Genomic DNA, 25,509 nt, shown 5'->3' with positions numbered 1-25,509 from the left:
ATGACCGGCGGCTCGGCTGCTGGATCCGGCGAAGGGTCCAGCGTCTCGAAGCAGCTCTCCACCCTCGACCGCTACCTCGCCGTATGGATCCTGGCGGCGATGGCCGTCGGCCTGGGTCTGGGCCGGATGATCCCCGGGCTGAACGACGTCCTGTCCAAGGTCGAGATCGGCGGGGTCTCGCTGCCGATCGCCCTCGGCCTGCTGATCATGATGTACCCGGTGCTGGCCAAGGTCCGCTACAACAAGCTCGACACCGTCACCGGCGACCGCAAACTGATGGCATCCTCCCTGGCCATCAACTGGATCATCGGCCCCGCCGTGATGTTCGCGCTCGCCTGGATCCTCCTGCCCGACCTGCCCGAATACCGCACCGGGCTCATCATCGTCGGACTCGCCCGCTGCATCGCCATGGTCATCATCTGGAACGACCTCGCCTGCGGCGACCGCGAGGCCGCCGCCGTCCTCGTCGCCCTCAACTCCGTCTTCCAGGTCATCGCCTTCGGCGTACTCGGCTGGTTCTACCTCGACCTACTGCCCGGCTGGCTCGGCCTGGGCGAGGGCCAGCACCTGGACATCTCCATGTGGAAGATCGCGCTCAACGTCGTCATCTTCCTCGGCATCCCCCTCGTCGCCGGATACCTCACCCGCCGCCTCGGCGAGAAGAAGCTGGGCACCAAGCGCTACGAGAACCACTTCCTCCCGAAGATCGGCCCCTTCGCCCTCTACGGCCTGCTGTTCACCATCGTCATCCTCTTCGCCCTCCAGGGAAAGACGATCACCTCGCAGCCCCTCGACGTCGTGCGGATCGCGCTGCCGCTGCTGGTCTACTTCGCGGTGATGTGGTTCGGCACGTTCGCGCTCGGCAAGGCCATCGGCCTCGCCTACGACCGCACCGCCACCCTCGCGTTCACCGCCGCAGGCAACAACTTCGAACTGGCCATCGCCGTAGCAATCGCCACCTTCGGCGTCACCAGCGGCCAGGCACTCTCCGGAGTCGTCGGCCCGCTCATCGAGGTCCCCGTCCTCATCGCCCTCGTGTACGTGTCGCTGGCCTGGCGTCGCAAGTTCAGCCCCCAGGCAGTGGCCACCACCGCCTCGCCCACCTCACGAGGGGAGCGCTGATTCCCATGCAGTGCCTTGAGTGCCACCAGCACCAGCACGAACAAGAAGCGGTCGCGGTCTGCCAGACCTGCGGTGCCGCCGTGTGCGAGGAACACGCAGTGATCGGCACCCGCCGCATCCGGCGCGGTCCGATCTTCGGCGCCCCCGACGAGGCCGAGGTGCGCAAGGTGCAGTGCGCGGCCTGCGCGGCTGCCCGCGCCCCGGTACCGGGCGCCGTCTCCTCGTGAGCAAGGCCGTTCACGACGTGGTGGTGATCGGCGGCGGCCAGGCAGGGCTCGCCGCCGGTTACCACCTGCGCCGCGCCGGACTCGACTTCGCGGTCCTGGACGCGCAGGAGCGGCCCGGCGGCGCGTGGCAACACATGTGGGACTCACTGCACCTCTTCTCCCCCGCCGCCCACTCCTCGCTGCCCGGCCGCCCCATGCCCGTACAGCCGGGTCAGCCCTACCCGCAGGCCGCCCACGCGGTGCGCTACCTGGCCGCCTACGAACAGCGCTACGAGCTGCCCGTCCACCGCCCGGTCACGGTACGCGGCGTCCATGACGAGGGTGAACTGCTGCGCGTCGAGAGCGACTCGGACAACTGGTTCGCCCGTACGGTCATCAGCGCGACAGGCACCTGGTGGCGCCCGTTCTGGCCCACCGTGCCCGGCCAGCGTGTCTTCGCGGGGCGGCAGTTGCACACCGCCGACTACCGCAGTCCCAAGGACTTCGCCGGACAGCGCGTGGTCGTGGTCGGCGGCGGCAACTCCGGCGCGCAGATCGCCGCCGACCTCGCCACCCAGGAGGACATCGGCCTGACGTGGGTGACCCGCCGCCCGCCACGCTGGCTGCCCGACGACATCGACGGCCGAGCCCTCTTCGACGCCGCCACCGCCCGCCGCCGCGCTCTGGAGGCCGGACGCACCGACACCGGCGGCGTCGCCGCGCTCGGCGACATCGTCGCCGTCCCGCCGGTCCGTGCCGCACGCGAGCGCGGACTGCTCGCCGCGCGACCGATGTTCGCCCGCCTCGACGCGAACGGGCCCGTCTGGACGGACGGATCCCGCCAAGACGCCGACGCGGTCATCTGGGCCACCGGCTTCCGCCCCGCCCTCGCCCACCTCACCCCGCTCGGGCTACGGAGCAACGGGGGCCGCATCCCGACCGAGGGCACCCGCGCCCGCGACGAGCCCCGCCTGCACCTGCTCGGCTACGGCGACTGGACCGGACCGGCCTCCGCCACCCTCATCGGCGTCGGCCGCCCTGCGCGCGACGCCGTACGCGAGATCGCCGCCCTGCTCACGTGAGGGGCGCTGCGGCTCAGTCGACCAACGGGCTGCGGCGTTCGATGAGCACCGTGTCCCGCCACACCCCGTGATGCTGCGTGATCCGCTCCCGGCGGCCGACCTGCCGGAATCCGGCCCGCTCGTGCAGCGCGAGGCTCGCGGTGTTCTCCGGGAAGACGCTGGATTGCACCATCCAGATCCCGGCCGCCTCGGTCGAGGCCACCAGCGCCTCGACCAGCGCCCGAGCCACGCCCCTGCCGCGCGCTTCGGATGCGACGTAGACGGAGTGCTCGGCCACCCCGGCGTACACCGCCCGCGAGGACGTGGGACCCGCGGCGACCCAGCCGACCACCTTCCCGCTGGCCTCTTCGACGGCGACGTAACGGTGCAGCGGCAGCTTGCCCGTATCGAACGCCTCCCAGCTCTGCGGCTCGGTCTCGAAGGTCGCCTGGCCCTCCTCGATCCCCACCCGGTACAGCTCCAGCACCCGCCCGGCGTCCCTCTCCTGCATCGGCCGCAGGGTGAAGCCGCCGGGGGCTGGGGGCTTGTCCGCCCGAACGAGCGCGGAGTGCAGCCCTGCGCCGGCCTCGGCTGTCGGCGTGATGCGGATGTCGGTGAAGCCCGCCGCCAGGAGCTGAGCGCGATACTCGTCCGCCGTCAGTGTGCCCCCGGTGCACCCGACTTCCCGCTCGGCCTCTTCCCTCTGCGCGGGGTCGAGTCCGGGGTGGGCGAGGACGTCGCTGACGCCGAAGCGGCCTCCGGGGCGCAGCACCCGGTACGCCTCAGCCAGTACGCGCGGCTTGTCGGCGGACAGGCTGATCACGCAGTTGGAGACCACCACGTCCACATGCCCGTCGGGCAGCGGGATCTGTTCGATCCGGCCGTGCAGGAAGCGGGCGTTGTCCACCCCGGCCTCCCGCGCGTGCCCTTCGGCCAGGGCGACCATCCCGGGGGTGGCGTCCACCCCGTAGGCGATTCCGCCCGGTGCGACCCGGCGGGCCGAGAGCAGCACATCGATCCCGCCGCCCGGGCCAAGGTCCAGTACCCGCTCGCCCGGGGCCAGTTCGGCCACCGCCACCGGGTTCCCGCACCCCAGGCTGGCCCGCACCGCTCCCTCGGGCAACACGCCAGCAGCCTCGTCCCCCTCGTATCCTGCGGCGCCGAACCGGCCTGCGGCAAAGGCTTCCTCGCCGCAGGCGGCCACGACCGCCTCGCCCGCCCGCGCCGCCTCGGCCAGCGCGCCGTAGCGGGCCGTGACCTCCGCATGTGGGGTATCGCCGGACTCGTGCTGAGGCATGGGGATCACTCCTTGTCGGATTCGGTGCCTGGCCGTTCGGGCGCGGGGTGGCCCATCACGACGTCGGCGGCGGAGGGGAAACAGCTCACGCACTCCTCGTTGATCCGGAAGTAGCTGGCCGTCCGCACCCGCTCCACACGGACGAAACCGACCGCGGCGAGCTGTTTGAGGTGCTGGGAGACGGTCGACTGCCCTATCCCCACGGCCTTGACGATCTCTCCGACCGTCATCTCCCGCCCGTGCCGGGCAAGCAGCGAGACGATCCGGATCCGGGTGGCATCGGCCAACGCCTTGAACCAGGAGGCGTACTCCTCGGCGGTGGGACGGTCGAGAGGTTCCACAGTTTCCATCGTTCATCGACGATAGGCGATGAACGAGCTTGGCGATAGAAGCGCCCCACCCCTGTGCGAAAGTCCGCGCAGCGGCCGTCCGACGCCACCGCCCCGGACCACCCCTCACCCACTCCGGAATCCCCGCAAATCCTTGGGCACTTGCGGGACTTCGGACATATCATCGCGTCACCGAAGAAGCAGGAGATCGATGCCATGACGGATGAGCAACCGGAGCACGACGAACTTCCGGAGGAGCCGGAAGCCTCTGCCGAACCGGCTCCCGCCTCCGGCTCCAGGCGGCGCCGTCCCGGGCGCGGCGCCGCAGGGCTCACAGACTCCTTCGCCAGCACCGGCTTCCGAGTCGCCGGGGGCAGCAGTGTCGGGATGGCCGTGCGTCAGGCTGCGGCTGTCTCCTCGTTCGGATCCGCGCACGTCAGGCTCCGGGAGTCGCTCACGCCCGCCCTCGATCTCACCAGCGGGGCACTGCTGGGGCCACGCTTCACGTTCGCCGCCGAGGAGTTCGTGCGCCACTCCGGCATTCAGGAGGTCTTCAGCAGCCCTCTGCACGGCCTGGATCTCCGTCACCTGATGCCCGGGGCGCCGATGGGGAGGAGCGGCGCTTTCGATTTCGCCCGGAAGCTGAACAGCCGTTGGTCCGCCCTCACCGAGCGGATGGAGTTGCTGCTCCCGGACAACTGGCGGGGCGAAGATCTCGACTTCGATGCGGTCCTGCGGGTCCTGGAGGACGGCATACCACTGGTCTGGGTACCGTCCTCCGAGGTCATCCGCGGGCTGGCCGCCGAGGCGGATGCCGCCGCGCGGCGCACGGTCCTCGAAGAGCGCGCCGCCACCGTCATCGAGGACTGCCGGAGCGCCATCAAGGCGATCACCCGGGAAGACCTGACCGCTCACGCCGCCCATGTGAACGACTGTCTGTCCTTGATCACCGAAGGCCGCTGCGCCGCCGCGCAGGCCCTGTCCGCCTCCGTGTGGGACACCACCTTGCGCGCAGTCGCCCGAGCGGACCCCGCACTGCGGAACGGGAAGAGGATCACGTACGGAAGCGTCAAGAAGGGGATGCCGAAGGCCACTCTGGGCACCGCAATCGGCCAGTTCCGGTCCTACTGCATCCACACCAGCGTCCACGCGGCCTGCGTCAACTTCGACGGACCCCCGACTCCGGTCCCGGAGCACTACTCCCGGCACGCGACGTCCCACGCGGTCGGCCCCACTCAGTACACCAAGGCCAATGCGCTGGCGGCCGTGATGCTCGCCGTCGGCCTGCTGCGCGAACTCGAAGAGACGCAGCGGCCGATCATCCTGGCAGAGTGACGCCCCGACGGCCCGACCGCGGGCATCCGCTCAGCGCGTGATCGCACCCATCCGGGCCAGAACCCCAGGGGCAACGCGGTAGTAGACCCACGTCCCGCGCCGCTCGGAGACGACGAGGCCCGCGTCGCGGAGTTTCTTCAGGTGGTGGGAGACGGTGGGCTGGCCAACCCCCAGGTCACCGAGGTCGCATACGCACACCTCGCCGTCCGGGTGCGAGGCGACCCGGGAGAAGAGCAGCACCCGGATCGGTTCCCCGAGGGCCTTGAACATCGCCGCCATCGTCTCCGCGTCCTCCCGCGAGAGGTCCGGGGAGTCCAACGGTGGGCAGCAGGGCACGGCGTCTTCCTCGCGGTCCGGCTCGGCCAGCGGGCGGTCTTTCAGCTTCGACATGCCTCAATATTGACACTCGTCGATCCAGAGTGCCAGACTCCATCTCACTACATCGATGAATCTCGAATCAGTGATGAGGGGGACTCCCCATGTCCGAGCAGCACCCCGCCCTTCCCGTCGCCGTGATCGGCGCCGGCCCGATTGGCCTGGCCACGGCCGCGTACCTCCTGGAACGCGACATGGAGCCGCTGGTCCTGGAAGCCGGTCCGGGGGCGGGTAAGGCCGTATGGGAGTGGGGGCACGTGCGGCTCTTCTCCACCTGGGACGAGGTCATCGCTCCGGCCGCCGAGAAGCTCCTCGCCCCCACCGGCTGGGAGCGCCCCGAAGGAAGCTCCTACCCCTCCGGCTCCGACTGGGCCGCGCGCTACCTCCAGCCGCTCGCCGACGCGCTCGGCGAGCGTGTGCGCTACGACGCCCGCGTCACCGGCGTCTCCCGAGTCGGACGCGACCGCGTCGTGGACGCCGGACGCGAGGACCAGCCCTTCGTTCTCCACTTGACCGGCCGCGACGGCAGCGAGGAGCGCGTCCTGGCACGCGCTGTAATCGACGCCTCCGGCACCTGGGACACCCCCAGCCCGCTCGGCGGCAACGGCCTCCCGGCACTCGGCGAACGCGGCGCCGCCGACCGGATCACCTACCGCGTCCCTGACCTCAACGACCCTGCCGTACGCGCCCGTTACGCGGGCAAGCGCACCGCCGTCATCGGCTCCGGCGCCTCCGCCTTCACCGTGCTCGCCACCCTCGCCACGCTCGCCGAGGACGAGCCCGGCACGCACGCGGCCTGGGTGCTGCGCCGGGGCATCGGCGGCGACACCTTCGGCGGCGGCGAGGCCGACCAGCTCCCCGCGCGCGGCGCACTGGGTCTGCGCGCGAAGGCCGCCGTCGAGGCCGGACACGCCACCGCCACCACCAGCTTCCGCACCCAGGCCGTCGAGCGCGACGGGGAACAGCTCGTCCTGGTCGCCGAGGACGGCCGCCGCCTCGACCCCGTCGACGAGGTCATCGCTCTCACTGGCCTCCGCCCCGACCTCTCCTACCTCGATGAACTGCGCCTCGACTTGGACGAACGCCTCCAGGCTCCGGTTGCCGTGGCCCCGCTCATCGACCCGAACGTGCACTCCTGCGGCACGGTCTACCCCCACGGCGCCAAGGAACTGTCCCACCCGGAGCCTGACGTCTATCTGCTCGGCATGAAGAGCTACGGCCGCGCCCCCACCTTCCTCGCCATGACCGGCTACGAACAGGCACGCTCCGTCGCCGCCGCGCTCGCCGGGGACCACGAGGCCGCGGCCCGCGTTGAGTTGATTCTCGCCGAGACCGGCGTCTGCGGCGGCTCCGGACTCATCGATGAGCCCGAAGCCGAGCAGGGTGAAGGCGGAGGCTGCTGCGCCACCCCGGCAACTGTCCAGATCGGCGCCCCCGCCACCGCGACGGGTGGCGGCTGCTGACCCGGGCCGTGCCGCCCAAGACAGGTACGCGGGCCTCGACCGGAGCCGGAGACGGCATACGGTCGCGGCCCCGCGCCGTGCTGCCGGCGCTGTGCGCTACCCAGATCACGAGCTGGGGCGTCCTCTACTACGCCTTCCCCGTCCTGCTGCCACGCCTGAGCGCAGACACCGGCTGGTCCGCCACCGCGATCTCCGGCGCCTTCTCCGCCGCCCTGCTCATCTCCGCTCTCGCGGGCATCCCCATCGGCCGCATCCTCGACCGGCGCGGTCCCCGCGCCGTCATGACCACCGGGTCCGTCCTCGGCACAGCCTGCGTCCTGGCCATCGCGACAGCCCCCAACTTCGCCGTCTTCATCGCGGCCTGGCTGTGCGCGGGCGTCGCGATGGCCGCCACCTTCTACCCCCCGGCCTTCGCGGCCGTGACGCGCTGGTGGGGACCCGACCGGGTCCGCGCCCTGACGATCGTCACCCTCGCCGGCGGACTGGCCAGCACACTCTTCGCCCCGCTGTCCGCCACCCTCGCCCAGCACCTCGGCTGGCGAGCCGCCTACGCCGTCCTGGCGGCGGTCCTCGCCCTCGTCACCATCCCCGCCCACGCGCTGAGCCTGCGCGCCCCCTGGCCTCCAGCCCCAACGACCATCCCCGCCCCCGGAGCAGAGCACGGCCGCACGCCTGTTGCCCGCACGGGTCCGTTCCTGATGCTCACCGCAGCCATGACGCTCTCCGCACTCACCGTTTACGCCGTCGTCATCGCACTGGTCCCCCTCATGACCGAACGCGGTGCCACACCGACCCAGGCCGCCTGGGCCCTCGGACTCGGCGGCCTCGGACAAACCCTCGGCCGCCTCGGCTACGCTCCACTCGCCCGCCACACAGGCACCACCGCGCGCACCGTCCTCCTGATCGCGGCCGGAGGCGCCACCACCGCAGCCCTCGCACTCGTCCCCGGCCCCCTACCTCTACTCATAGCCCTGTCCATGGCCGCAGGCATGGTGCGCGGCAACCTCACCCTCCTCCAAGCCACGGCCGTCACCGACCGATGGGGCACCCGCCACTACGGCCGCCTCACCGGCCTCCTCAGCGCTCCCATCACCCTCGCCACCGGCCTCGCCCCCTTCACCGCCTCAGCCCTGGCCGAGCCCCTCGGCGGCCACGCCCATCTCTTCCTCGCCCTGGCGGGCCTCTCCCTCGCAGGAGCCCTGCTGGCGCTCAGGAGCCAACCCCGCGAGTGATCGGCTGTCCGCAGCGGGACGTACGGTGACAATGCAGCCACTCTCGCTAGCTCACGACTGCGGGCCACAGGACAGACGTCGACAGGTCAGCCGCGTGTCAACACACGCGTGACCGCCCGTCGGCAAGGTACAAGTTCAAGCTCACGAGACTGGTCGCGCTTCAGAACGCCTCCGGGCCGTCCTTCACGGGGTCCCATCGGCGGGAAGGTAGGTGCCGGCCAGCGTGCCGTCGTATCCGACATCGCGTGCGATGGCTTCGAGGCTCGGATAGTTCTGGCCGCCTTCGCCGGTCATGGCCTTGAAGTCGGCGCGGGTCAGCTCCGGCTCGTGCCACTGGTGGGCACAGCGGCAGCGGAGGAAGACGCGGCCGGGTACGTCGCAGATGACCAGCCAGTCACGGCGGGCGCCGCACTTTGGGCACATCACGGTGATGCCGGTGATGGTGATCGGGTCCAAGTGGTGGGTGGTCTGTATCCGGGGGGAGTCCTCCGGTTCGCTCTCTGCTTGCAGTCGCAGCAGCGGGTCGTCCCCGGACGTGGTCTCCGGCGGGATGGCTCTGGGCTTCTGGAGGTTTTCGGTGGGCATGCGCATCGACTCCCTGTGCTCTTCTGACCAGCCATAACAGGCCAGGCCGGCACCGTCCAGCCCTTTGTATCGTGTCTTCAGCGCCTCGGCAGGTGCTCACGCGAGGCGGGGTGCTGCGACGGTGTGGTGGTGTACTGCCTTGCTGGCTGGTGCTGTTGTTTCGTGGTTCGTGTGTCGGTGCGGGCTCGCGGCGGGTCCGCGGGGAGGCGGCCGAGGCGACGGAGTCGCCAGACCAGGACGTCGGTTGTTCGGTCAGCGGTGTCCAGCTCACGCCATTCGACCGCCCTTTGGAGCAGGAGGTCGGGGTCATGCCCGGCGTTCTCGGCCTGGTCGAGGGTGGCGATCAGGGCGTCCCAGCCACGCTCGCGGCGCAGGCTGTCGGCATGCCCGGGAAGAGCGGCTTCGACCGTGCCGACGTGGCGTGTCCGCACACGCTCGGGCAGGTGACGCCCCTGCGCACGCATGGCGCGCATCGGTGTGGCGGCGGCGGTGCGGTAGGCGGCCCGGAGCTGTTCGGCGGATTGCCTCGCGGCGGCTGCTTGTTGGGCGTGCTGGCGGGCTGTGTGCCAGCGGGCGGCGGCGAGGGTGGCCAGGACCAGGGTGGACAGGAGCATGGCGGTCGCGCCACCGTCCTCGCCACGCCCCAGGGCGTTGCCAGCTCGGATGATGCCGCGTGCTGCGGAGCGGATGGCGCGGTCGTCGGCGCGTTCGGCGCGGGTGTGCCATCGGGTGGCGCGTTCGAAGGCGCGGGCTGCTTCGGTCGCCTGCTGCCGGGTGGAGGCTGGAGAGGTCTGAGCGAGTGCGTCGAGGACTTCGCCCACTCCGGAGAGCTGCGCGCCAGCCTCGGCTTCGTCGCCGTCGGCGAAGGCAGAGGTCGCACGGCCGACGATGCCGGTGGCTTCGCGGCGGGCCTGTGCCGGGCCGCCACCTTGTCGTGGGCGACTGACGTCTGGCTGGTCCTCGGCTTCGTCCGGGCTGCCGAGGCGCCTTCGGATCTTGGGGAGGGAGAGGTCAGGGGCGAGGCGGGAGCCGGGGAACCAGATCGGCTCGCCCGCCCTGTTGCGATCACCCGGCAGGGCAACCATGTATCCGAGGACGTCACCGGAGGGGGCGAGCCGTCGGTCGATACGTACTCCGGCCTCGGTGAGACGGCGGAAGAATTCGGCCTCGTCCCCGGCGCCGGCCACGGCTTGACGCACGTGGTCGCGCAACAGCTCGCGGGCGGTGGCGGTGCGGCCCGCGCGTTCGGCCTTGGCGCGCTCGGCACTGGTGGGCCGCTGCGCGGCGGTGCGGTCGCCGGGGTTGAGCTGGCGCAGGCCGAAGTCCTTCTCGATCGCTCGGCATTCGGTCTGGGCGCGGTTGTAGTCGTCGTGCCGCCGTGGGGAGCGGCCGTCTTGGCGTTTGAGGGTGGCGACGATGTGGATGTGGTCGTCCGCGTGGCGTACGGCGATCCAGCGGCAGGCTTGGTCGTCGCCGTCTTCGGCGATGCCGGTGGCGTGGACGACGCGGCGGGCGACCTCGTCCCACTCGGCGTCGGACAGGTGCCGGTCGCCCGGGTCGGCGCGGACGGGGCAGTGCCACACGTGCCGCTTGGGGCGGCGGTGCTCCGGCACGGCTTGAACGGGCAGGTCGAGGCGCTCCTGCAACTGCTGGAGCGTTACCTGCGGGTCGCGGCCGGGGTCGGGGGCCAGTTCCGGTTGCCAGGAGGCGACCAGGTGGGGGTCGAGGTGTTCGTCGCGGCGGCCGGGACCGTAGAGGTAGGCGAGCAGGCCGTAGGTCCGGCCGCCGAGGGAGATGTCGGGCACCACGGCGGTCAGCGCTTCGCGATCTCGGTGGCGGCGGCCTCGACGCGGGCGGCGGCCTGCCGTACGCGGGTCAGGGCGTCTTCGGCGTAGGGGGTCTCGCCGCCGCTATTGAGCGCCTTGGCCACCTGGTTGAGGTTGTTGCCGACGCGGGCGAGCTGGGCGGAGGCGCGCATCAGTTCCTCGACGAGGGAGCGCTGGTCCATCAGCCAGGTGTGCGGGCCGTCCTGGGCGCGGGCGACGGCGACCGCGGCGTCGGCGAGAAACCCGGCGACCCGCAGGCCCATCGCTTCGGCGCCGCGTTGGACGTCGGTGAGTTCGTCGGCGGTCAGGCGGACGCTGCGCACGCGGTCGCGCTGCTGGGACTGACGAAGACGCGGGCGCATGCGCGTCTCGACAGCGGTGCTCGGCGGCATCTCCTCCCCTTTCGGCTGCGATCCGCCCTCGGTCGCGGCCTGGTCCGGCGCCCCCTGGTGCCGGACCTCCCCCGCCCCCGTAGGGGCGGGGGCATGTCCTTGCGAAACTCCCTCGACGGCGGGGCCGTCGAGGGAGTTTCGCAAGGTATAGCTTGCTCGGCCTCGTGCCGGCTGGTCATACGAGTTCCCCTCGGACGGGATGGCCGGGGTGTTCAGGTGCCTCATCGGGCTCCGTCTCCGGCTTCGACGCGAACTTCCCGCAGCACGGCGGCGATGTAGTCGAGGGCGAGGACGGGGTGATGCAGCGTGTGCGGGGCGCTCGACGGTGTCCGCCACACGGTCCAGCTCCCGTCGCAACCGGACTCGGCCCGGTCCAGGTGGCCGTGGGCGCGCAGAACTGCGAGCCACACGTCGATCTCCTCGGTGGACGGCGGGGTGGTACGCACTGGGGGTCTCCCAAATGGAAGTGGTAGGGCTGGAGGGGTCGTGGGCTGACCGGGTAGGGCGGACACCCCGCTGCCGGTGTCCGGGCTACCGGGTGACCGGTGTCCGGAGTGACCGGACGGGGTGTCCGCCGGGTGGGTTCGCACGGTCAGCCGGTGGGCCGGAGCGTGCGGTGGCCCGCTTCGGTGCGGAGCTGCTGCATCAGCTCGGTCAGCCGGTCGTTGGACAGCGGGAGTCCCTGCCCCCGGATGGCGTCGGCCACCACCTGGCGGGTCAGCTTCCCGGCCTCGGACACCGCGCGCCGAGCGATCGGCAGCAGGTCCTCGGCCTCACCGGAAGCGGACGGGGAGCCCGTCTCCGCATCGCCGTTGCCCGCCGACGGGCCCGGAGCGGGCGTCGTCCCGTGGGGGGCGGGTTGACCGGATCTCGCATCCGGCCCTCCGCCGAGGACACCGTCGTGCCCCTCGTGGTGTGGTGCGTCGTCGGAGGGAGCGACCGGTTCGGCTGCGGAGCCGGTGACCGGCCGTCCGCTCCGGCCCTCCGAGCGGGTGTCCGCCGGACGGCCGGAGGCCCCGGCGGACAGTGCGGAAGGCTGGTGGCCGGTGACCGGCCGGTCAGTGTCCGGGCTGTCCGCAGTGCCCCGGCCGGACCGGCTGTCCGCAGGGACACCGGTGACCCGCCCGGCGCGGACGACCGAGGTGTCCGCACCGGCCGTGTCCGGGTGTCCGGGCTGTGCGGCGCGGCGGGCGATGAGGATGTAGAGGTGGACAGCTCCGGCCAGGGCCAGCGGGGCGAGCGTGGACAGCACGCCGACCGCAACGTCCCCGAGCCGGAGACCGCTACCACTCTGGGCCCGGTCGTTGAGGCGCACGGCGTGCAGGGCATTCGCCCAGATACTCGCGGCGGTCGCGGTGCCGAACAGCGCCCACACGTAACAGCGGGCGCCGAGGGAGGCGCTGCGCATCACCAGCACCGCGCGGACCCCGTAGCCGATGAACCCGTCGATGACGAAGGGGAAGAGAAAGGTCAGCAACCCGCGGATGTGGATGGCCACAGCCATCTGCTGCAGCGCGTCGTACGAAAGGGCGCATCCGGCGGCTCCGAGGGCGACGATGGCGGCGCGGTCCCAGCCGGTGATGCGCACCGGTATCGCGTCGGTGTGGGTCACGCGGCCGTCCCCAGGTCATCGCGGGCGGCCTGAGCAGTGGCCAGGGTCTGATCGCTGCTGGTGCCGTGGACGGCGCGGTTACGGATCTCGCGGCGCAGCTCGCGGTAGCGCTTCTTCGCGTGCTCCTCGGTGATCTTCAGCAGTCGTGCGAGGTGCTCGGCCGGTACGCCGTTCTGGTACGCGGTGCGCGTGACCGCGCGGCGTTCGGCATCGGTGAGGTGGATGTCGTCCCCGGCCAGTGTCGCGTTGACGCGGGCGTAGTCGAGGCGCAGGTGGAGCTTGCTGTGCAGCGGCTCGCGTTCCTCCTCGGTCATCCCTCCCCGGATGCCCTCGCGGTCCCCGGCCTCCATGGCGGCGTCCAGGCAGGTTCGCCGGACCGGGCACTGCGCGCACAGGGCCTTGGCGGCGTGGATGCGGTCCATCTCGTCCGGCTCGGGGAAGAAGATCTCCGGGTCGACCGGGTTGGTCGTGGTGGACAGGCAGGCGGCCTGGTTGTGCCAGGTGTGGTCGCCGAGGGTGCGCGGCTCGGCGGTGTGGGTGTGGTGCATGCGGGTGTCTCCGATCGGCCCCGGGCGCGTTCGGGCAGGCGCGGCCCGGGGATTGGTGCGTGAAGGGAGGCGGACCGTTGGTCGCGCGGAAAAGGTCAGACGGCGGTGAGGCGGCGGCGCTCGGCCGCAAGGGCCCTTCTGCGGTCCGGGCCGTCGAGGATGACCTTGTCGGTCATCTCGGTCAGCCGGGAGGCGACACGGTCTCCGATGTGTGCGCGCAGGTCACTCATGCCGAGGTTGGTGGTCACCAGGGTCGGGATCATCTGCGTGTAGCGGCGGTCGATCAGCCGCGTCGTGATTTCCTCGGTCCACTCCGACGCCTTCGCGGCGCCGAGGTCGTCGATGATCAGCAGCGGGCAGCGGGCCAGGTCCTGCAGCTCCCGCTCGCCGTCGCAGCCGGGGCGGGGTCGCAGTTCGGCGTACAGGTCGGCTGCGGTGGTCGCCTTCCACCGCAGCCGCACCCCGGCGGCCAGCAGGCTGCGGACGGCGCCGTACGCCTGGTGGGTCTTGCCAGTGCCGGTGGTGCCGACGATAAGCAGCGAGCGGCCCTGGGCGATGCCCGGGGAGCCGTCCGGGCCCCGGCGCCCGGCGGCGGCGACCTCGCCCACCCAGGCGTCGACAGCCGGGTGGTCGGCGACGGCGCCTTGGTAGCGGGCGGGGATGCGGGCCTGGGCAGCCTCCAGCGCCGGGCTGGGCTCGGCCTCCTCGAACACCGGGGCGTTCGGGTCGATGCCCCGAGACTTCAGGATGCCGGTCAGGCGGCGGGCGATGCCGCCGACGGGCTGGGCGTCGTGATCGCGCATCACAGCTCCTCGGCGTAGGCGGCGGCAGGGTCGGCGGGGTTGGCCCAGGCCCGGTGACCGCGCACGGTATTCGCAGATTCCGGCCGCACCAAGCCACCAGCCGGGCCGGTGGCGTTCATCGCCTCGTGCACCAGGCTCGGCAGCGTGCTCGGATGCAGCCCCTTCGCCCGGTGGCGGGCCAGCCCGGCACGGACGTGGGCCGGGTCGATGCCCTCCTTGAGCAGCTTGGCGACCTCGCGCCCGAGGTGTCCGAGCACCCCGTTCGGCGGACGGTGCGCGCAAGAAGCGGCGTACTCGCCGATGAGCTGCTGGGTGGAGACGGACTCCTGTGCGGGGGCGCTCGCGCCCCCCGAAGGGGAAGATCCTAGATCCACGTTCCTAGGTCCTAGATCCGGACCATGAGGGCTCATGGAGGACTCATCGCCTCCTCCGTGAGGACTCACTGAACCCTCACTGAATGCGAGGTGACCTGCGGTTTCGTCGTTCACGGAGCCCTCACGCACTGCTCCGTGAGGACTCACTGAGTCCTCCGTGAGCCCTCCGTGATCCCTCCGTGAGGACTGAGGGAGGGCTCCCGCAGTCTGCGCCGCATCGTCCGTGGCAGGCCGCTCGGCGTCGTGGAGCGGGCAGTCGGGATGCCGCATACCGCTAGGCCGGTTGATCCTCTGGTGCCGCAGGAAGGTAACGACGTGCAGGTACCGCTTGCCGTCGACCTCGTAGCGGCAGATCAGCCCCGCCGTCGCGAGCTGGGTCAGATCGTCCTCGACACCGACCGGGCCGTGCTCGGGGCGCAACGACCACAATAGTCCGGCGATAACGGCGGGCTGGTCTCGGAAGCGACCGTGATCGTCGCACTGGGTCAGCAGGCCGAAGAACGTCCGCTCGGCGTGGATGCTCACCTCGGCGAGCGACTCCGAGGCGAACGCCTCGGGCTTGAGCGTGCGAATCCGGGCCATGCTCAGCACCCCCCGTCGACAGCGGCGTATCCCACGGCCGTGGGCCGCAGCGTGCCCGAAACGAGGTCGAGGTCGTGCGGCTCGTCCCAGTCCAGCTCCGGGCTGGCCCGGATAACCCAGCGGGCAGCGGTCAGCCGCTGGGCGCGGTTCAGGATCAGCAGCCGCCCCCGCTCGTCGTAGGCGCGAGCGTAGGGGCTGGGCCAGCAACGGTCCGGTTCACGCTGGGAGACACGGATGACGCAGGCGCGGGGGATCATGTCGGCGAGCAGCTCGGCAAGGCGTGCGTGGCAGGCGCCGGCGCCGGCGCCGGAAGCACCGTCCTCGGCGGTCGTATCGTGGCGCACGCTTCCGGCCGGAGGTGCAGGCATGCGAAGATTCCTCCCTCGTAGGCGGGGCAGGGCGGCAGCTCTCGTCGAAAAGGCCAGCCGGTCTGCTCCGGTTATGTATCCGCCCCGCTGGGGCGCGGCCGGTGTTCGAGGTAGTCCCCTCGGGCACCGGCGCCGCCCCGGACGGCGTCCGATACTTAAGTACCGGACGGGGTCGCCCCAACACTTTGGCGTTGGTGACGGTGACCATACGTGACCTCGATCGACGCATGTCAACCCTTGAGTATCCAACCCTGGGATTTTTCGCCTGAGCCGACACTGGAGTATCGTCCGGTCGTGGGCGAGCGAGAGGAAGGACAGGGTGTCTGACGATCCAGGAACGCCACTGCTCACACAGAGGCTGAATCACCTCTTTGAGACCGTGCCCAATCCGGCGACGGGGCGCCCCTACACCAACGCAGAAGCGTCACGCACCATCGAGGCGGCAGCGGAATCCGAAGGGTCCACGGTTTCACCGAGTGCGATCTCCCAGTTGCGGCAGGGCACGAAGACGAACCCGACCGCCACCACGCTCGCAGCCGTGGCCCGGCTGTTCGGGGTCACGCCCAACTACTTCTTCGATGTCGATGAGGCGGAGTCCGCCCGTGCAGACGCAGCCCTCGAACTCCTGAGAACGGCCGAGGACAGCAGTGTGCGAAATCTCGCCTTCCGCGCCAACGGCCTGTCTGCCGAGAGCCTCGAAATGATCAAGATGGTCATCGAGCGGGCGCGCAAACTCGAAGGTCTTGAAGGAAGACCTGACAGCGAGTAACAGATCCACTTCCGAATGAATCCAGTCACCACAACTGGTTGAATGCACAATAAGCTTCTCGTCTGATAGCTTCACTCGACACGCAACCGGGAGCGGGTATCCATTCCGGTGACGTGTGCAATTGGGGGGTGAAGACCGTTCAAGGACCGACGAGATGCTCTACCACCAGCGCCGCGAGGAATATCTACGCACTCGATGCGCGGAACAGCTAAGCGGAATACGGGCCCCACGTCCGTTCTCCATCGAAGAATTTTGCGAACGCCTAGGCAGCGGCCGAGGCAGACCGCTTCACTTGCACCCCTTGCCAGAAGTGGGCGGAGTAGAAGCACCATGCGGGATATTCGTTTCCTTCGATGAGACCGACCACATTTTCCACGTGATCGGCACCAGTAAGCGGCATCGAGAACAAATAATTCGTCATGAACTGGCGCACATGCTCTTGGGGCACCATGTCACCAGTGACACCTCGGCAATCGTCGCGGTCCTATCCCATCTCATCGACCCGGACAAGATCCGTGCGGCTTTTGGGCGGGCTTCCTACGACACCCAGCAGGAACGTGATGCCGAACTGGCAGCCTCGTTCCTCGGAGAGATAATCGACAATCTCCCGGCTGACAACGCTGGTGACAACGGCTTGGACGACGTGCTGGCTCACCCCCGCAAGCGCGAGTCCGGCAGATACACATGAGCGCTCAAGCACTAGTCGCGGGAGCCTTGTGGATCGTCTCCTTGTGGCGCCTGCCGTCAGTTCGCCACTCCCACCGTCAACGGTCCCTGTGGGCTGCTTTCACCTTCCTGGCTATAGCGCTCACCTTTGAGCCCCGCCCCGTGGCGGAATCAATCGATTCGACGATGGGAGTAACTGGCCTTGCCCACCTGCTGAAGTACCTGTTTGGCATTATTTCCGCTGCCGCCGTTCTCGACTTTGTTGCGAATATGGCACGTCCCGAAGGATTCGCTCCACGCTTGCGATGGGCAGCCGTGATAACCGCCCTCCCGCTAATGGTTCTGTTCTTCGCCCTCACGCCCGGCCCCCAGGCGGAGGACTTTTTCGAATCCGTCCGGCCGTCACTCTTCGCCGCCGCTTACAAGAGCGTATTCACGCTCTACATCGGCTGCGCCATGACCATGGCTAGCTGGCTCTTTCTTAGCGGTGTGCGCCATTCCCACGGATGGACACGTGGTGGCCGATGTTTCCTCGGCGGCGGCACAGCAATAGGTGCCGCGTACGCTCTGCACCGGCTCCTGTCCCTGGCCCTTCTCGCATCGGGGCACGCACTTCCCGGTGGAGAGTCTCTGGCAGACGGGCTTTCCGAGGGGCTCAAATTGACTGCCATCGCCAGCATCGTTCTGGGGAGTTGCCTCCCTCCCATCGCTGTTGCGACTGAAGCGGTATACAACTGGCGTACTTACAGGCGACTGGAATCTCTGTGGGAGGAACTCACCACGGCCGCACCCGACGTCGTGCTGCCGACGCAGGCGCCGTGGCACAAGATCAAATTCCGGCTGGAGCGACGTGTCGTCGAAATTGGTGACGCATGCCTGGCCCTACGTGAGGTCGTACCAGCCAGCGTCCAGGCGAAGGCCCGGACAGCAGCGGCTCAAGCCGATATCCCCGAAGCGGACAGAGCCGCAGCAGCGGAAGCCGGCTGGCTCGCCACCGCCGTCCGAACCAACCACGTCCCCGCAACCCAGTGCCCGGACGACCGCCCCGTGCCCGGCGTGGTCGACACCTCACCGGAAGAAGAGGTCGCCTGGCTCCTGCACGTCAGCGACCTCTACCGCACGCCCCTCGTAACCGAGTTCGCCGCCGCCGAGGCCGCAGCGCTCTCCCGGCACAGCACCGAGCAGGGAACCTCACCATGACCGACAGCCACACAGCCAGCCCACAGGAGTCCGCGCTCGCCCGCACCGTCACCGACAAACTCGCACCAGCCACCTGGATCACGCTCGTCACCGTGCTTGTCGGCTGGCACGCGGCGGCCTGGTCCGGTCTCGCCTGGGCCGTCCTTGGCATCCTCTTCGCCGCCGTGATCCCCCTCCTGGTGATCAAGTACGGGATTCGCAAGGATCACTGGGCCGACCGGCACCTCGGAGCCAAGAAGGGGCGCCTGGTCGTGATGGTGGCCATCCTGGTCTCCGTCGGCGTCGGTATCGCGCTGTTGGTTGGCCTCGACGCTCCGCGCGAGGTCGTGGCCCTGATCGCGACGATGCTGATCACCCTCGCTGTTCTCGCGGTGATCACCACGGTCTGGAAGATCAGCGTGCACCAAGCCGTCTCCGCCGGCGCCGCGATCATGCTCGCGCAGACCTACGGCTCGTGGATGTTGCTGCTTTACCTCCTTGTCGGCCTCGTCGGCTGGTCCCGTGTCGCCCTCGGGGACCACACCCGCGGGCAGGCCCTCACCGGGACCCTGCTCGGCGCAGTCGTCGCTGCGGCGAGCTTCGCCCTCCTTCGGTGAGCTGCCGGCAGACGACTACGTTCGTGAGTCTCCAGTCGTTCCTTCCCACGGTGTGGGTTCGTAAGTTGAGAGCGCCGTTGAACCGCTAAGTGGCGCCGGGCAGGCGGCCGAGGACCGGCATGGCTGTGAAGGCTTCGGCGTGGGCGACTCCGGTGCGCTGGCCCCACAGAGTGCTCAACGTGTGGGCCATGGGACCGAAGTGATCGTCGATCGGCTGCGAGGCGTGTTCGGCGAGGGCACGCTTTCTCGGTCGGTAGGTGGTGTTGATGTCGACGATCACGATGGCGCCGAGTGGGCCGTTCAGGGTCAGCGAATTGCGCCTCGCAGGAGTCCCGTCGGCAGAACCGGTCCCTGTCCAGTTCCCAAAGGAATACGGACAACTTGGACTGGCGAGCTTGTACCTGCAGCGCGCACCTGTCACTTCGAGGCAAGGCCACCGCAGCCCGAGAACCTGCAGGCGCGGGCGGCGGCGCTCTGCTGGTCAGTCTTCGTACTTGCTCAGGGCGATGCCCAGGGCCATGAAGGTGGGGGCCCACTCGCCGATGAAGATGCCCCAGCGGTCGGCCCGGTCCACCTTGGCATTTTCGACTTGGGTTGACGCGTTCCAGGTGAGCACGGAGGCTCCGATGGACGCGAATGCGGCCAGGTAGGCGTGCTCGCTTTTCATTCCCGCGTCGTGCAGCGCTTTGACGATCATGCTGGGCTCCTTGGGTTCGCCAGTCGGGCAGTGCCTGTGTCCTCATCAGAACAACGCCGCGCAGAAGCTGCCACGCGCGCGGGGCTGAACCGGTGAGCCGCTATCTGTTTCGCTGCTCGGAGATGAGGTACCGCTGCATACCGGGTCGAGGCCGGGAGGTAGCCGTGTACCGACATCGGCGTGAGCAGGTTGTCGTCATCACGGGCGCCAGCGCCGGCGTGGGCAGAGCCACGGCTCGTGCGTTCGCTGCGCGTGGGGCGCGCGTCGCGTTGCTGGCACGCGGACGCGGTGGCCTTGAGGCGGCTGCCGGAGAAGTGCGAGCAGCGGGCGGTCAGGCGCTGGTCATGTCGGTAGATGTCACCGATCACCAGGCACTGGACCAGGCTGCCGACATGGTGGAGGACACCTGGGGGCCGATCGATGTGTGGATCAACAACGCGGCCACGGCGATCTTCGCCCCGGTCTCGCTGGTGGGCGCGGACAGCTTCCGGCGCGTCACTGAGGTCACCTACCTGGGTTACGTCTTTGGGACCCAATGTGCACTGCGGAAGATGCTGCCCCGCGATGCCGGAACGATCGTGCAGGTCGGCTCGGCCTTGGCCTACCGCGGCATTCCCCTGCAGGCGGCCTACTGCGCTGCCAAGCACGCCATCCTGGGCTTCCATGAGTCGCTGCGCTGCGAGTTGCTGCCGACGGGCAGCAAAGTCGCCGTGACGATGGTGCAACTGCCTTCGGTCAATACGCCGCTTTACGACTGGATGCCCGCCGAGGCCGGCAGGCAGCCCAGGCCCGTGCCTCCTGCCTAACATCCCGATGTCGCGGCGCGCGGTATCCTCCATGCCGCGGACCATCCGCGCCGCCGCGAGTACTGGGTGGGCGGCCAGAGCCTCGTGACCATACTGGCGACCAAGGCGGCGCCTGCCATCGTGGACCGGGTCCTCGTCGCGGCGGGCTACTGGCTCGCAAGCTCCTCGAAGCCGCACCCCGCTCCCCCCTCGAACCTGTGGGCCGCCGCAGACGATGATCAAGAACGAGGCGTCGAAGGCCACTGCGTGAGCTACACCCGGCGCTTCTCCATGCAGTTGTGGGCCTCACACCATCGCGTGCCGGTCGCCGCCATCGGTGCTCTCGCCGCCTGGGCTCTCGTGCGCCGTCTCGCGTCCGCTCAAGCCCGGTCTCTGAAAGCTCGCGCTTGCCAACGGCTGGCGCTGAGGGAGCGCTGATAGGCAGAACGGCGGAGATCCTCGGGATGGACGCCGAGGAGGCGGACGTCGCCGGGTGCCGGTGGCCGGTCAGGGCAACGGAGCGCGGACCAGGGCCGCCATCGCGCCCGGAGCGCAGGGGCCACTGTCCAGAAACCGTACCGCGCAACGCCGGCACCGCCCGGCTGGTGCCGCAGCTGCCGAGGGGACGTGTGTTCGGCGCCCGGTGCGTGCCGTCCGGCCCGGGCGAGGCAGGAGCCGCTCCTGCCCACCGTTGACCGGACTGTCTCCGCCGCCATGCGGGTAAACAGTGCTCTTCCCAAAGGCCCGTGTACCGCGGTTGTCGTGCATCGCGCGGGTTTGCCGGAGTGCTGTGCGGGCGGCCAAGAGCCCCTGGGAGGGCTACTAAGCAGTGTCCCCACTGAGCAGTGTCCCCCTGGGGCGTGGCGCGCGGCGGGTATCAGCACGCTCCGATCAGGGACGCGGTGATGGAGGCGGACAGCGCCACGAGGGGCAGTCCGCCGCCCGGGTGGCTGGAGCCGCCGACGAGGAAGAGGCCAGGGACCGGCGACCGGTTGGCCGGCCGCAGGAAGGCAGCACGGAGGCCGTTGCTGGAGGTGCCGTAGATGGCGCCCCCGGGTGCGCTGTGGTGCCGTTCCAGGTCAGCGGGTGTGCGTGTCTCGTACCACAGCAGGCGGTCACGCACATCGAGTCCCCGGTCTGCCAGAACGTCCAGCACGTGCTCCGCATAGCTGTGCCGCAAGCCGGTGGCCTCCCAGTCCACCGTTCCCGCTGCCTCGCTTGGGGAGTGGCGTGGGGCGTTGACCAGAACGAACCAGGCTTCGTGCGCGTTGTCCGGGCGCAGGGCCGGATCGTCGGGGGCGCTGATGTAGATGGCTGGATCGGTGACGGGCCGGGCATGGCTGCCGAAGAGCGCGTCGAACTCCGCGTCGTAGTCGCGGGGGAAGAAGACCCGATGATGCGGCGTACCGCGCTCGCGTCCCCGCAGGGCCATCAGGAGGGCGAACCCGGAAAACGACGGGACCGCGCGGCGCAGCGCGGTGTGCGCCCCCTGAGAACGCGGATCAGCGGTGAGGCGGCCGTAGAGGTGTGCGGCGTCGGCGTTGGAGATCACCACGTCCGCCGCCAGTGCGCTGCCGTCCCTGAGCCGTACGCCGTCGACGCGAGTGCCCGCAGTGGTGACCTCGACAACCTCGCAGCCGTGGTGGAAGCGGACACCGCGCTCCAGGCACCGTTCGTGCAGCGCCTGGGCCAGGCGGTGCAGTCCGCCCTTCACATACCAGGCGCCGTAGTGCTGCTCGATGTGGGCGGCGACCGCCATGACCGCGGGGGTCCGTCGCGGATCGGAGCCCGTGTAGGTGGCATAACGGTCCAGCCAGGTGCGCAACCGCCAATCGTGCAGGTGTCTGCTGCCCATGCCGCGCAGGGTTCGCCACGGCGCGATGGCCGCCAGGTCGCGTAGGCGTGTCGCGTGGCGCAGAAGGTCACGGGGCCCCTGCAGAGGGCGTTGCATGACTGTGTCGTTGACGATGTGCCACAGCCGTGCGGTGGTCTCGTGGAGGCTGCTCCACTGCTGACCGGCCCCGTCGCCGAGCGCCTGGTCCAAGGCGGCCGGCACCTCTCGCGAATTGCCCGGCATGGAGAGTTGGGTGCCGTCGGCGAAGCGGTACCAGCACGCCGGGTCGACTCGCGACAGGTCGCAGTAGTACTCAAGAGGCGCACCCGTGTCGGTGAACAGCTGGCGGTAGACGTCGGGCATGGTGAGCAAAGACGGGCCTGTGTCGAAGACGAACCCTTCCCGGCGATGCACACCGAGTTTCCCGCCGCTTACTTGGGTCCGCTCGCAGACGGTGACGCGATGTCCGCCGACGGCGAGTCGTGCGGCTGCGGCCAGTCCGCCCATGCCCGCACCCACCACGACAATGCGAGCCATCAGCCGCCCCCTCCTCGCTCCGGTGCCTGACGAGACGTTGTCGTGCCGGTCGGCTGACGAAGCGGCGGCGTGGGCGCGCTTCTCGCTGCGCGAGGACGTCGCCACCGATGGCGTCGCGCGCTGCCGCGGCAGCGCGCTGCCAAGCCCACACGGCCTGAAACGACTGTCAGGACTGACCTGCTGCGCCAAGCCACCGAGGCCATGGGTACAGCGGTGACGCCCATCAGCAGTCCTCCGACGAGGGCCACCGAGGGCCGGCCGAAGAAGACGGCGGCGGCCAGCACGCAGGAGGCGTAAGTCCACAGATACAGCGTGACCGCTGGGCCGCTGCACGCGCCGTCGAAGCGCACCTCAGCGCGAGGGGCCCTGGCGGTGCGCCCGACCGCGGTGTCGAGCGCGGCCATCATGAGGGTGGCCACAACCAGCCAGCCGGCGAAGTTGGACAAAGGAATCCCCGTTACACCGGGTAGCGCGGGGTGCGGGTCGTGCCACCGCCAGTGGCCAGCATCGACCATCTGCGGGTCCAGAAACACATCCCAGGACGCCAGCGCCCATCCCCCCAGCAGAGTCGTGCGCAGCCGGTTGTGCCGCCGCGGGGTGCGGTCGCGGTTGCGGACGGTCAGGACGCGAGCGACGACGAGTGCGGGCCAGGCCATCATGGCCCACGCCAGCGGCACGACGAGCGGGACACCGGCCAGCGAGGGACCCAGCGTGTCGCTGTACTCGTAGGAGCCGAAGGGGAAGCCGCTGCGCAACCCCACGACCTCCACAGCCAGGCCGCCTCCTGCGGCCACCAGCAACACTGTGAACGCGCCCCGGCGACCGTGGCACCGGGAAGCGTCCAGCAGCGAAGCACTGCAGAAGAACAGCACCGTCACGATGGTCAGACTGTTGCGCTGGGAAGGCGTCGCGAGCGGGTAGAGGATCTGGCACACGATGGCGATGCCGGCCAGGCCACACACCGTAGCCGTGAGCCGACGATGCCGTCCAAGCGCTGGCGCAGGTGCCGGGGGCTGAACCGACTGCAGCATGGGCATGAGCTTAGAAAGGCACACATCAGCCGCGCAGGAGCTGCAGGCCCATTTTCCGCCCCCGCAGTGCCACTGGGCGCCCAACGCAGCACGCTGAGACGTCCATGCGTCATGTACCGCTGCGTACTCAGCACTCGTTCGGCGCAGCAGGCGGGCGTGTCGCGGCGATCCCCGTCGGCGCGGCTGGGACGCTCGATTACCCCACTGGGCGTCTGCTCGGGAGAGTGAAGTGTTTACTCCGGCGTTTGTAACTCCCCGCCCACGCGAGGTGAGGCCCGGCCGTGACAGGCGCGCCGTACGGCACACGGCCACGCCGGGCGATCCACACGCACCCAGGAAAGCGCGAAACGTCGCGGTCATCGGCGGAGGCATCGCCGGCATCACCGCCGCCACCGCCCTGGCTGAACGCGGCGTACGCGTCGACCTCTTCGAAGGCCAAGCATCACTGGGAGGGCGGCTGGCAGGCTGGCCGAGCACACTGCGGGACGGAAGCCAGGTGACCATGTCGCGCGGCTTCCACGCCTTCTTCCGCCAGTACTACAACCTTCGGGCCCTGCTGCGCCGTGTCGACCCACAGCTTGAGTTTCTTTCCCCCGTGCCCGACTACCCCCTCTGGCACAGCGCCGGCCACCATGACAGCTTCGCCGGCCTGCCCAGAACCCCGCCATGGAACGTGGCAGCGTTCATCCTGCGCAGCCCTGCCTTCTCCATGACAGACCTCAAAGCGATCGACCGACAGACCGCACTGTCGCTCTTCAACGTCGGCGTCCCCGAGACCTACCGACGACTCGATCACCTCGACGCCCGCACCTACCTGCGCTCCATGCGTTTCCCCGAGCGCGCCCACCATCTGGCCTTCGAAGTTTTCTCCCGCAGCTTCTTCGCCGACCCGTCCCAGCTCTCCGCTGCCGAACTGGCCGTCATGTTCCACCTCTACTTTTTGGGATCGAGCGAGGGACTTCTCTTCGATGTCCCGACGCGGCCCTTTCCCCAAGCCCTGTGGGAGCCATTGGGTGACTACCTGCGCGCCCACCACGTCTCCATCCATACCCGCACGCCCGTCAAGCGCCTCGTGGCGGACACCACGCACGAGCTCACGGTCGAGACGGAGGACAGTGGCCCGCAAGGCGGCCTTCGAGGCCAGCGGTTCGACGGCGTCGTCTTGGCGATGGACACCGACGGCCTGAAGAAGCTCGTCGCTTCCTCGCCGAATCTGGGAACCGGCACCTGGCGCCGCCGGATCGACCAGCTCCGCACCGCCCCGCCCTTCCAGGTCACCCGCCTGTGGCTGGACCGGCCACTGGATTCCACCCGCCCCGCCTTCCTGGGCACAGCCGACTGCGGCCCCCTGGACAACATCAGTGTCCTCAACCGCTACGAGCAGGAGGCACAGGCCTGGGCAGAGCGCCGCAACGGCGCCGTCGTGGAACTGCACGCGTACGCGCTCCCCGGCAGCCAGGATGCAGCACGTACGCGGGAACGACTGCTCGAAGAGCTGCGACGCATCTATCCGGAGACTGCCTCCGCGCGCGTGGTCGACGAACGTACCGAAGTCCGGGCCGACTGCCCGCTCTTCCCGGTCGGCCAGTTCGACCGGCGGCCGACCGTTGCCACCCCCGATCCGCGCGTGATGTGCGCAGGTGACCTCGTCCGAGTCGACCTCCCCGTCGCCTTGATGGAGCGAGCCGCCACAAGTGGCTTCCAGGCAGCCAACGCGCTCCTTGCCCGGTGGAAGCTGCCCGGGCACGACATCTGGAGCGTGCCCACGGGCGGCCGTGCACGGATCCTGCGTGCCGCGGCCGCCCGCACCAGCGACCGTGCCCCGTGACATCCCTCCATCGGCAAGGCGCGAGTAGCAACCGCAGGCGACCGGCGTGCCGAGAC

General features: G+C 69.8%; 28 protein-coding genes and 1 pseudogene. 12 read left to right on the top strand and 17 right to left on the bottom strand.

The features are described 5' to 3' along the window. Genes arsB through DQ392_RS28110 form a run of 3 tightly spaced genes read left to right on the top strand, consistent with a single transcriptional unit; the run spans position 1 to position 2,410 of the window. Positions 1-1,122, top strand: coding sequence for an ACR3 family arsenite efflux transporter (arsB, locus tag DQ392_RS28120; RefSeq protein WP_114018670.1), 1,122 nt, complete (start codon positions 1-3; stop codon positions 1,120-1,122). Between the two features lie 5 nt (positions 1,123-1,127). Then, positions 1,128-1,349: a DUF2180 family protein gene (locus DQ392_RS28115; protein ID WP_114018465.1), complete on the top strand. Its 222-nt coding sequence runs from the start codon at positions 1,128-1,130 to the stop codon at positions 1,347-1,349. Next, complete coding sequence (locus DQ392_RS28110) at positions 1,346-2,410, top strand: ArsO family NAD(P)H-dependent flavin-containing monooxygenase (protein WP_114018669.1); 1,065 nt, start codon at positions 1,346-1,348, stop codon at positions 2,408-2,410. Before DQ392_RS28115 ends, DQ392_RS28110 begins: the two co-directional genes overlap by 4 nt. A gap of 13 nt (positions 2,411-2,423) precedes the next feature. Here the strand turns inward: DQ392_RS28110 and DQ392_RS35520 are convergent, their stop codons facing one another. From DQ392_RS35520 to DQ392_RS28100, 3 genes and pseudogenes are all read right to left on the bottom strand, one after another. After that, complete coding sequence (locus DQ392_RS35520; RefSeq protein ID WP_245982098.1) at positions 2,424-2,900, bottom strand: GNAT family N-acetyltransferase; 477 nt, start codon at positions 2,898-2,900, stop codon at positions 2,424-2,426. Between the two features lie 108 nt (positions 2,901-3,008). Next, positions 3,009-3,686, bottom strand: a pseudogene (locus DQ392_RS35515) (methyltransferase domain-containing protein); the annotation flags it as partial. A 5-nt stretch (positions 3,687-3,691) separates the two neighbouring features. Continuing rightward, the gene (locus tag DQ392_RS28100) at positions 3,692-4,036 is read right to left on the bottom strand and encodes an ArsR/SmtB family transcription factor (RefSeq protein WP_114018463.1); all 345 of its coding nucleotides are present in this window, start codon (positions 4,034-4,036) and stop codon (positions 3,692-3,694) included. Positions 4,037-4,231: 195 nt separating this feature from the next. Between DQ392_RS28100 and DQ392_RS28095 the strand changes: the two genes are divergently transcribed. Then, positions 4,232-5,350, top strand: a complete 1,119-nt coding sequence (locus DQ392_RS28095) for a hypothetical protein (protein ID WP_114018462.1) — start codon at positions 4,232-4,234, stop codon at positions 5,348-5,350. A gap of 30 nt (positions 5,351-5,380) precedes the next feature. Here the strand turns inward: DQ392_RS28095 and DQ392_RS28090 are convergent, their stop codons facing one another. After that, positions 5,381-5,740: an ArsR/SmtB family transcription factor gene (locus DQ392_RS28090; RefSeq protein ID WP_114018461.1), complete on the bottom strand. Its 360-nt coding sequence runs from the start codon at positions 5,738-5,740 to the stop codon at positions 5,381-5,383. Between the two features lie 89 nt (positions 5,741-5,829). Here DQ392_RS28090 and DQ392_RS28085 point away from each other — a divergent pair, with 89 nt between their 5' ends. Together DQ392_RS28085 and DQ392_RS28080 are read left to right on the top strand one after the other, a co-directional pair. Then, positions 5,830-7,188: an NAD(P)-binding domain-containing protein gene (locus DQ392_RS28085; protein ID WP_114018460.1), complete on the top strand. Its 1,359-nt coding sequence runs from the start codon at positions 5,830-5,832 to the stop codon at positions 7,186-7,188. An 8-nt stretch (positions 7,189-7,196) separates the two neighbouring features. Continuing rightward, a complete protein-coding gene (locus DQ392_RS28080) occupies positions 7,197-8,420 on the top strand; it encodes an MFS transporter (protein WP_114018459.1) in 1,224 nt (407 codons plus the stop codon). Between the two features lie 183 nt (positions 8,421-8,603). On the opposite strand, the gene DQ392_RS28075 is transcribed toward DQ392_RS28080, so the two are convergent. The 9 genes from DQ392_RS28075 to DQ392_RS28035 all read right to left on the bottom strand — a co-directional run bounded on the left by DQ392_RS28075 (position 8,604) and on the right by DQ392_RS28035 (position 15,510). Next, a complete protein-coding gene (locus DQ392_RS28075) occupies positions 8,604-9,005 on the bottom strand; it encodes a hypothetical protein (protein ID WP_114018458.1) in 402 nt (133 codons plus the stop codon). A gap of 77 nt (positions 9,006-9,082) precedes the next feature. Beyond that, entirely contained in the window at positions 9,083-10,813 is a 1,731-nt protein-coding gene (locus DQ392_RS28070) for a relaxase/mobilization nuclease domain-containing protein (RefSeq protein WP_114018457.1), read from the bottom strand. Positions 10,814-10,818: 5 nt separating this feature from the next. Beyond that, positions 10,819-11,223, bottom strand: coding sequence for a plasmid mobilization protein (locus tag DQ392_RS28065; RefSeq protein WP_114018456.1), 405 nt, complete (start codon positions 11,221-11,223; stop codon positions 10,819-10,821). Positions 11,224-11,444: 221 nt separating this feature from the next. After that, positions 11,445-11,669, bottom strand: a complete 225-nt coding sequence (locus tag DQ392_RS28060; RefSeq protein WP_114018455.1) for a hypothetical protein — start codon at positions 11,667-11,669, stop codon at positions 11,445-11,447. A 146-nt stretch (positions 11,670-11,815) separates the two neighbouring features. Further along, entirely contained in the window at positions 11,816-12,835 is a 1,020-nt protein-coding gene (locus DQ392_RS28055) for a DUF2637 domain-containing protein (protein WP_114018454.1), read from the bottom strand. Further along, positions 12,832-13,383 (bottom strand): WhiB family transcriptional regulator, encoded by a 552-nt coding sequence (locus tag DQ392_RS28050; RefSeq protein ID WP_114018453.1) that lies wholly within the window; start codon positions 13,381-13,383, stop codon positions 12,832-12,834. The genes DQ392_RS28055 and DQ392_RS28050 overlap by 4 nt, the downstream gene beginning before the upstream one ends. A gap of 95 nt (positions 13,384-13,478) precedes the next feature. Next, positions 13,479-14,186, bottom strand: a complete 708-nt coding sequence (locus DQ392_RS28045) for an ATP-binding protein (protein ID WP_114018452.1) — start codon at positions 14,184-14,186, stop codon at positions 13,479-13,481. After that, positions 14,186-15,142, bottom strand: a complete 957-nt coding sequence (locus DQ392_RS28040) for a hypothetical protein (protein ID WP_114018451.1) — start codon at positions 15,140-15,142, stop codon at positions 14,186-14,188. The genes DQ392_RS28045 and DQ392_RS28040 overlap by 1 nt, the downstream gene beginning before the upstream one ends. A 2-nt stretch (positions 15,143-15,144) precedes the next feature. Then, complete coding sequence (locus tag DQ392_RS28035; RefSeq protein WP_237735931.1) at positions 15,145-15,510, bottom strand: hypothetical protein; 366 nt, start codon at positions 15,508-15,510, stop codon at positions 15,145-15,147. Positions 15,511-15,829: 319 nt separating this feature from the next. On the opposite strand from DQ392_RS28035, the gene DQ392_RS28030 reads away from it, so the two are divergent. The 4 genes from DQ392_RS28030 (at position 15,830) to DQ392_RS28020 (ending at position 18,741) form a co-directional block, all read left to right on the top strand. Next, on the top strand, positions 15,830-16,279 hold the full coding sequence (locus DQ392_RS28030) for a helix-turn-helix domain-containing protein (protein WP_019359449.1): 450 nt from the start codon (positions 15,830-15,832) through the stop codon (positions 16,277-16,279). Positions 16,280-16,655: 376 nt separating this feature from the next. Then, complete coding sequence (locus tag DQ392_RS28025; RefSeq protein WP_147266582.1) at positions 16,656-16,967, top strand: hypothetical protein; 312 nt, start codon at positions 16,656-16,658, stop codon at positions 16,965-16,967. Then, positions 16,964-18,145 carry an MAB_1171c family putative transporter gene (locus DQ392_RS34150; protein WP_337463735.1) on the top strand — a complete coding sequence of 394 codons (1,182 nt, stop codon included), beginning with the start codon at positions 16,964-16,966 and terminating at the stop codon, positions 18,143-18,145. Before DQ392_RS28025 ends, DQ392_RS34150 begins: the two co-directional genes overlap by 4 nt. After that, positions 18,142-18,741, top strand: a complete 600-nt coding sequence (locus DQ392_RS28020; RefSeq protein WP_019359446.1) for a hypothetical protein — start codon at positions 18,142-18,144, stop codon at positions 18,739-18,741. The genes DQ392_RS34150 and DQ392_RS28020 overlap by 4 nt, the downstream gene beginning before the upstream one ends. 85 nt (positions 18,742-18,826) lie before the next feature. Here DQ392_RS28020 and DQ392_RS28015 read toward each other — a convergent pair whose 3' ends face one another. Together DQ392_RS28015 and DQ392_RS28010 are read right to left on the bottom strand one after the other, a co-directional pair. Then, positions 18,827-19,021, bottom strand: a complete 195-nt coding sequence (locus DQ392_RS28015; protein ID WP_019359445.1) for a PIG-L deacetylase family protein — start codon at positions 19,019-19,021, stop codon at positions 18,827-18,829. A gap of 201 nt (positions 19,022-19,222) precedes the next feature. Then, positions 19,223-19,438, bottom strand: a complete 216-nt coding sequence (locus DQ392_RS28010) for a hypothetical protein (RefSeq protein ID WP_019359444.1) — start codon at positions 19,436-19,438, stop codon at positions 19,223-19,225. A 164-nt stretch (positions 19,439-19,602) separates the two neighbouring features. On the opposite strand from DQ392_RS28010, the gene DQ392_RS36305 reads away from it, so the two are divergent. Next, positions 19,603-20,244, top strand: coding sequence for an SDR family oxidoreductase (locus DQ392_RS36305; protein WP_425470617.1), 642 nt, complete (start codon positions 19,603-19,605; stop codon positions 20,242-20,244). Positions 20,245-21,100: 856 nt separating this feature from the next. Here DQ392_RS36305 and DQ392_RS28000 read toward each other — a convergent pair. Both DQ392_RS28000 and DQ392_RS27995 read right to left on the bottom strand, forming a co-directional pair. Further along, positions 21,101-22,594: a phytoene desaturase family protein gene (locus DQ392_RS28000; RefSeq protein WP_026005115.1), complete on the bottom strand. Its 1,494-nt coding sequence runs from the start codon at positions 22,592-22,594 to the stop codon at positions 21,101-21,103. Then, entirely contained in the window at positions 22,594-23,625 is a 1,032-nt protein-coding gene (locus DQ392_RS27995) for a carotenoid biosynthesis protein (RefSeq protein WP_106428942.1), read from the bottom strand. The genes DQ392_RS28000 and DQ392_RS27995 overlap by 1 nt, the downstream gene beginning before the upstream one ends. 229 nt (positions 23,626-23,854) lie before the next feature. On the opposite strand from DQ392_RS27995, the gene DQ392_RS27990 reads away from it, so the two are divergent. Beyond that, a complete protein-coding gene (locus DQ392_RS27990; RefSeq protein ID WP_078565555.1) occupies positions 23,855-25,453 on the top strand; it encodes an FAD-dependent oxidoreductase in 1,599 nt (532 codons plus the stop codon). The last annotated feature ends 56 nt before the right edge of the window (positions 25,454-25,509 follow it).

Origin of the sequence: Streptomyces reniochalinae (genome assembly GCF_003323735.1) — a bacterium.
In the GTDB taxonomy this organism is placed as follows: domain Bacteria; phylum Actinomycetota; class Actinomycetes; order Streptomycetales; family Streptomycetaceae; genus Streptomyces; species Streptomyces reniochalinae.
This window is presented reverse-complemented; position numbering and strand designations above follow the sequence as displayed.

Excerpts from the sequence above, each read along its gene's own strand:
- arsB (WP_114018670.1), top strand. The coding sequence starts at position 1 with ATGACCGGCGGCTCGGCTGCTGGATCCGGCGAAGGGTCCAGCGTCTCG.
- DQ392_RS28115 (WP_114018465.1), top strand. The coding sequence starts at position 1,128 with ATGCAGTGCCTTGAGTGCCACCAGCACCAGCACGAACAAGAAGCGGTC.
- DQ392_RS35520 (WP_245982098.1), bottom strand. The coding sequence starts at position 2,900 with ATGCAGGAGAGGGACGCCGGGCGGGTGCTGGAGCTGTACCGGGTGGGG.
- DQ392_RS28100 (WP_114018463.1), bottom strand. The coding sequence starts at position 4,036 with ATGGAAACTGTGGAACCTCTCGACCGTCCCACCGCCGAGGAGTACGCC.
- DQ392_RS28095 (WP_114018462.1), top strand. The coding sequence starts at position 4,232 with ATGACGGATGAGCAACCGGAGCACGACGAACTTCCGGAGGAGCCGGAA.
- DQ392_RS28090 (WP_114018461.1), bottom strand. The coding sequence starts at position 5,740 with ATGTCGAAGCTGAAAGACCGCCCGCTGGCCGAGCCGGACCGCGAGGAA.
- DQ392_RS28085 (WP_114018460.1), top strand. The coding sequence starts at position 5,830 with ATGTCCGAGCAGCACCCCGCCCTTCCCGTCGCCGTGATCGGCGCCGGC.
- DQ392_RS28075 (WP_114018458.1), bottom strand. The coding sequence starts at position 9,005 with ATGCCCACCGAAAACCTCCAGAAGCCCAGAGCCATCCCGCCGGAGACC.
- DQ392_RS28065 (WP_114018456.1), bottom strand. The coding sequence starts at position 11,223 with ATGCCGCCGAGCACCGCTGTCGAGACGCGCATGCGCCCGCGTCTTCGT.
- DQ392_RS28050 (WP_114018453.1), bottom strand. The coding sequence starts at position 13,383 with ATGCACCACACCCACACCGCCGAGCCGCGCACCCTCGGCGACCACACC.
- DQ392_RS28045 (WP_114018452.1), bottom strand. The coding sequence starts at position 14,186 with ATGCGCGATCACGACGCCCAGCCCGTCGGCGGCATCGCCCGCCGCCTG.
- DQ392_RS28040 (WP_114018451.1), bottom strand. The coding sequence starts at position 15,142 with ATGGCCCGGATTCGCACGCTCAAGCCCGAGGCGTTCGCCTCGGAGTCG.
- DQ392_RS28035 (WP_237735931.1), bottom strand. The coding sequence starts at position 15,510 with ATGCCTGCACCTCCGGCCGGAAGCGTGCGCCACGATACGACCGCCGAG.
- DQ392_RS34150 (WP_337463735.1), top strand. The coding sequence starts at position 16,964 with ATGAGCGCTCAAGCACTAGTCGCGGGAGCCTTGTGGATCGTCTCCTTG.
- DQ392_RS28020 (WP_019359446.1), top strand. The coding sequence starts at position 18,142 with ATGACCGACAGCCACACAGCCAGCCCACAGGAGTCCGCGCTCGCCCGC.
- DQ392_RS28010 (WP_019359444.1), bottom strand. The coding sequence starts at position 19,438 with ATGATCGTCAAAGCGCTGCACGACGCGGGAATGAAAAGCGAGCACGCC.
- DQ392_RS28000 (WP_026005115.1), bottom strand. The coding sequence starts at position 22,594 with ATGGCTCGCATTGTCGTGGTGGGTGCGGGCATGGGCGGACTGGCCGCA.
- DQ392_RS27995 (WP_106428942.1), bottom strand. The coding sequence starts at position 23,625 with ATGCTGCAGTCGGTTCAGCCCCCGGCACCTGCGCCAGCGCTTGGACGG.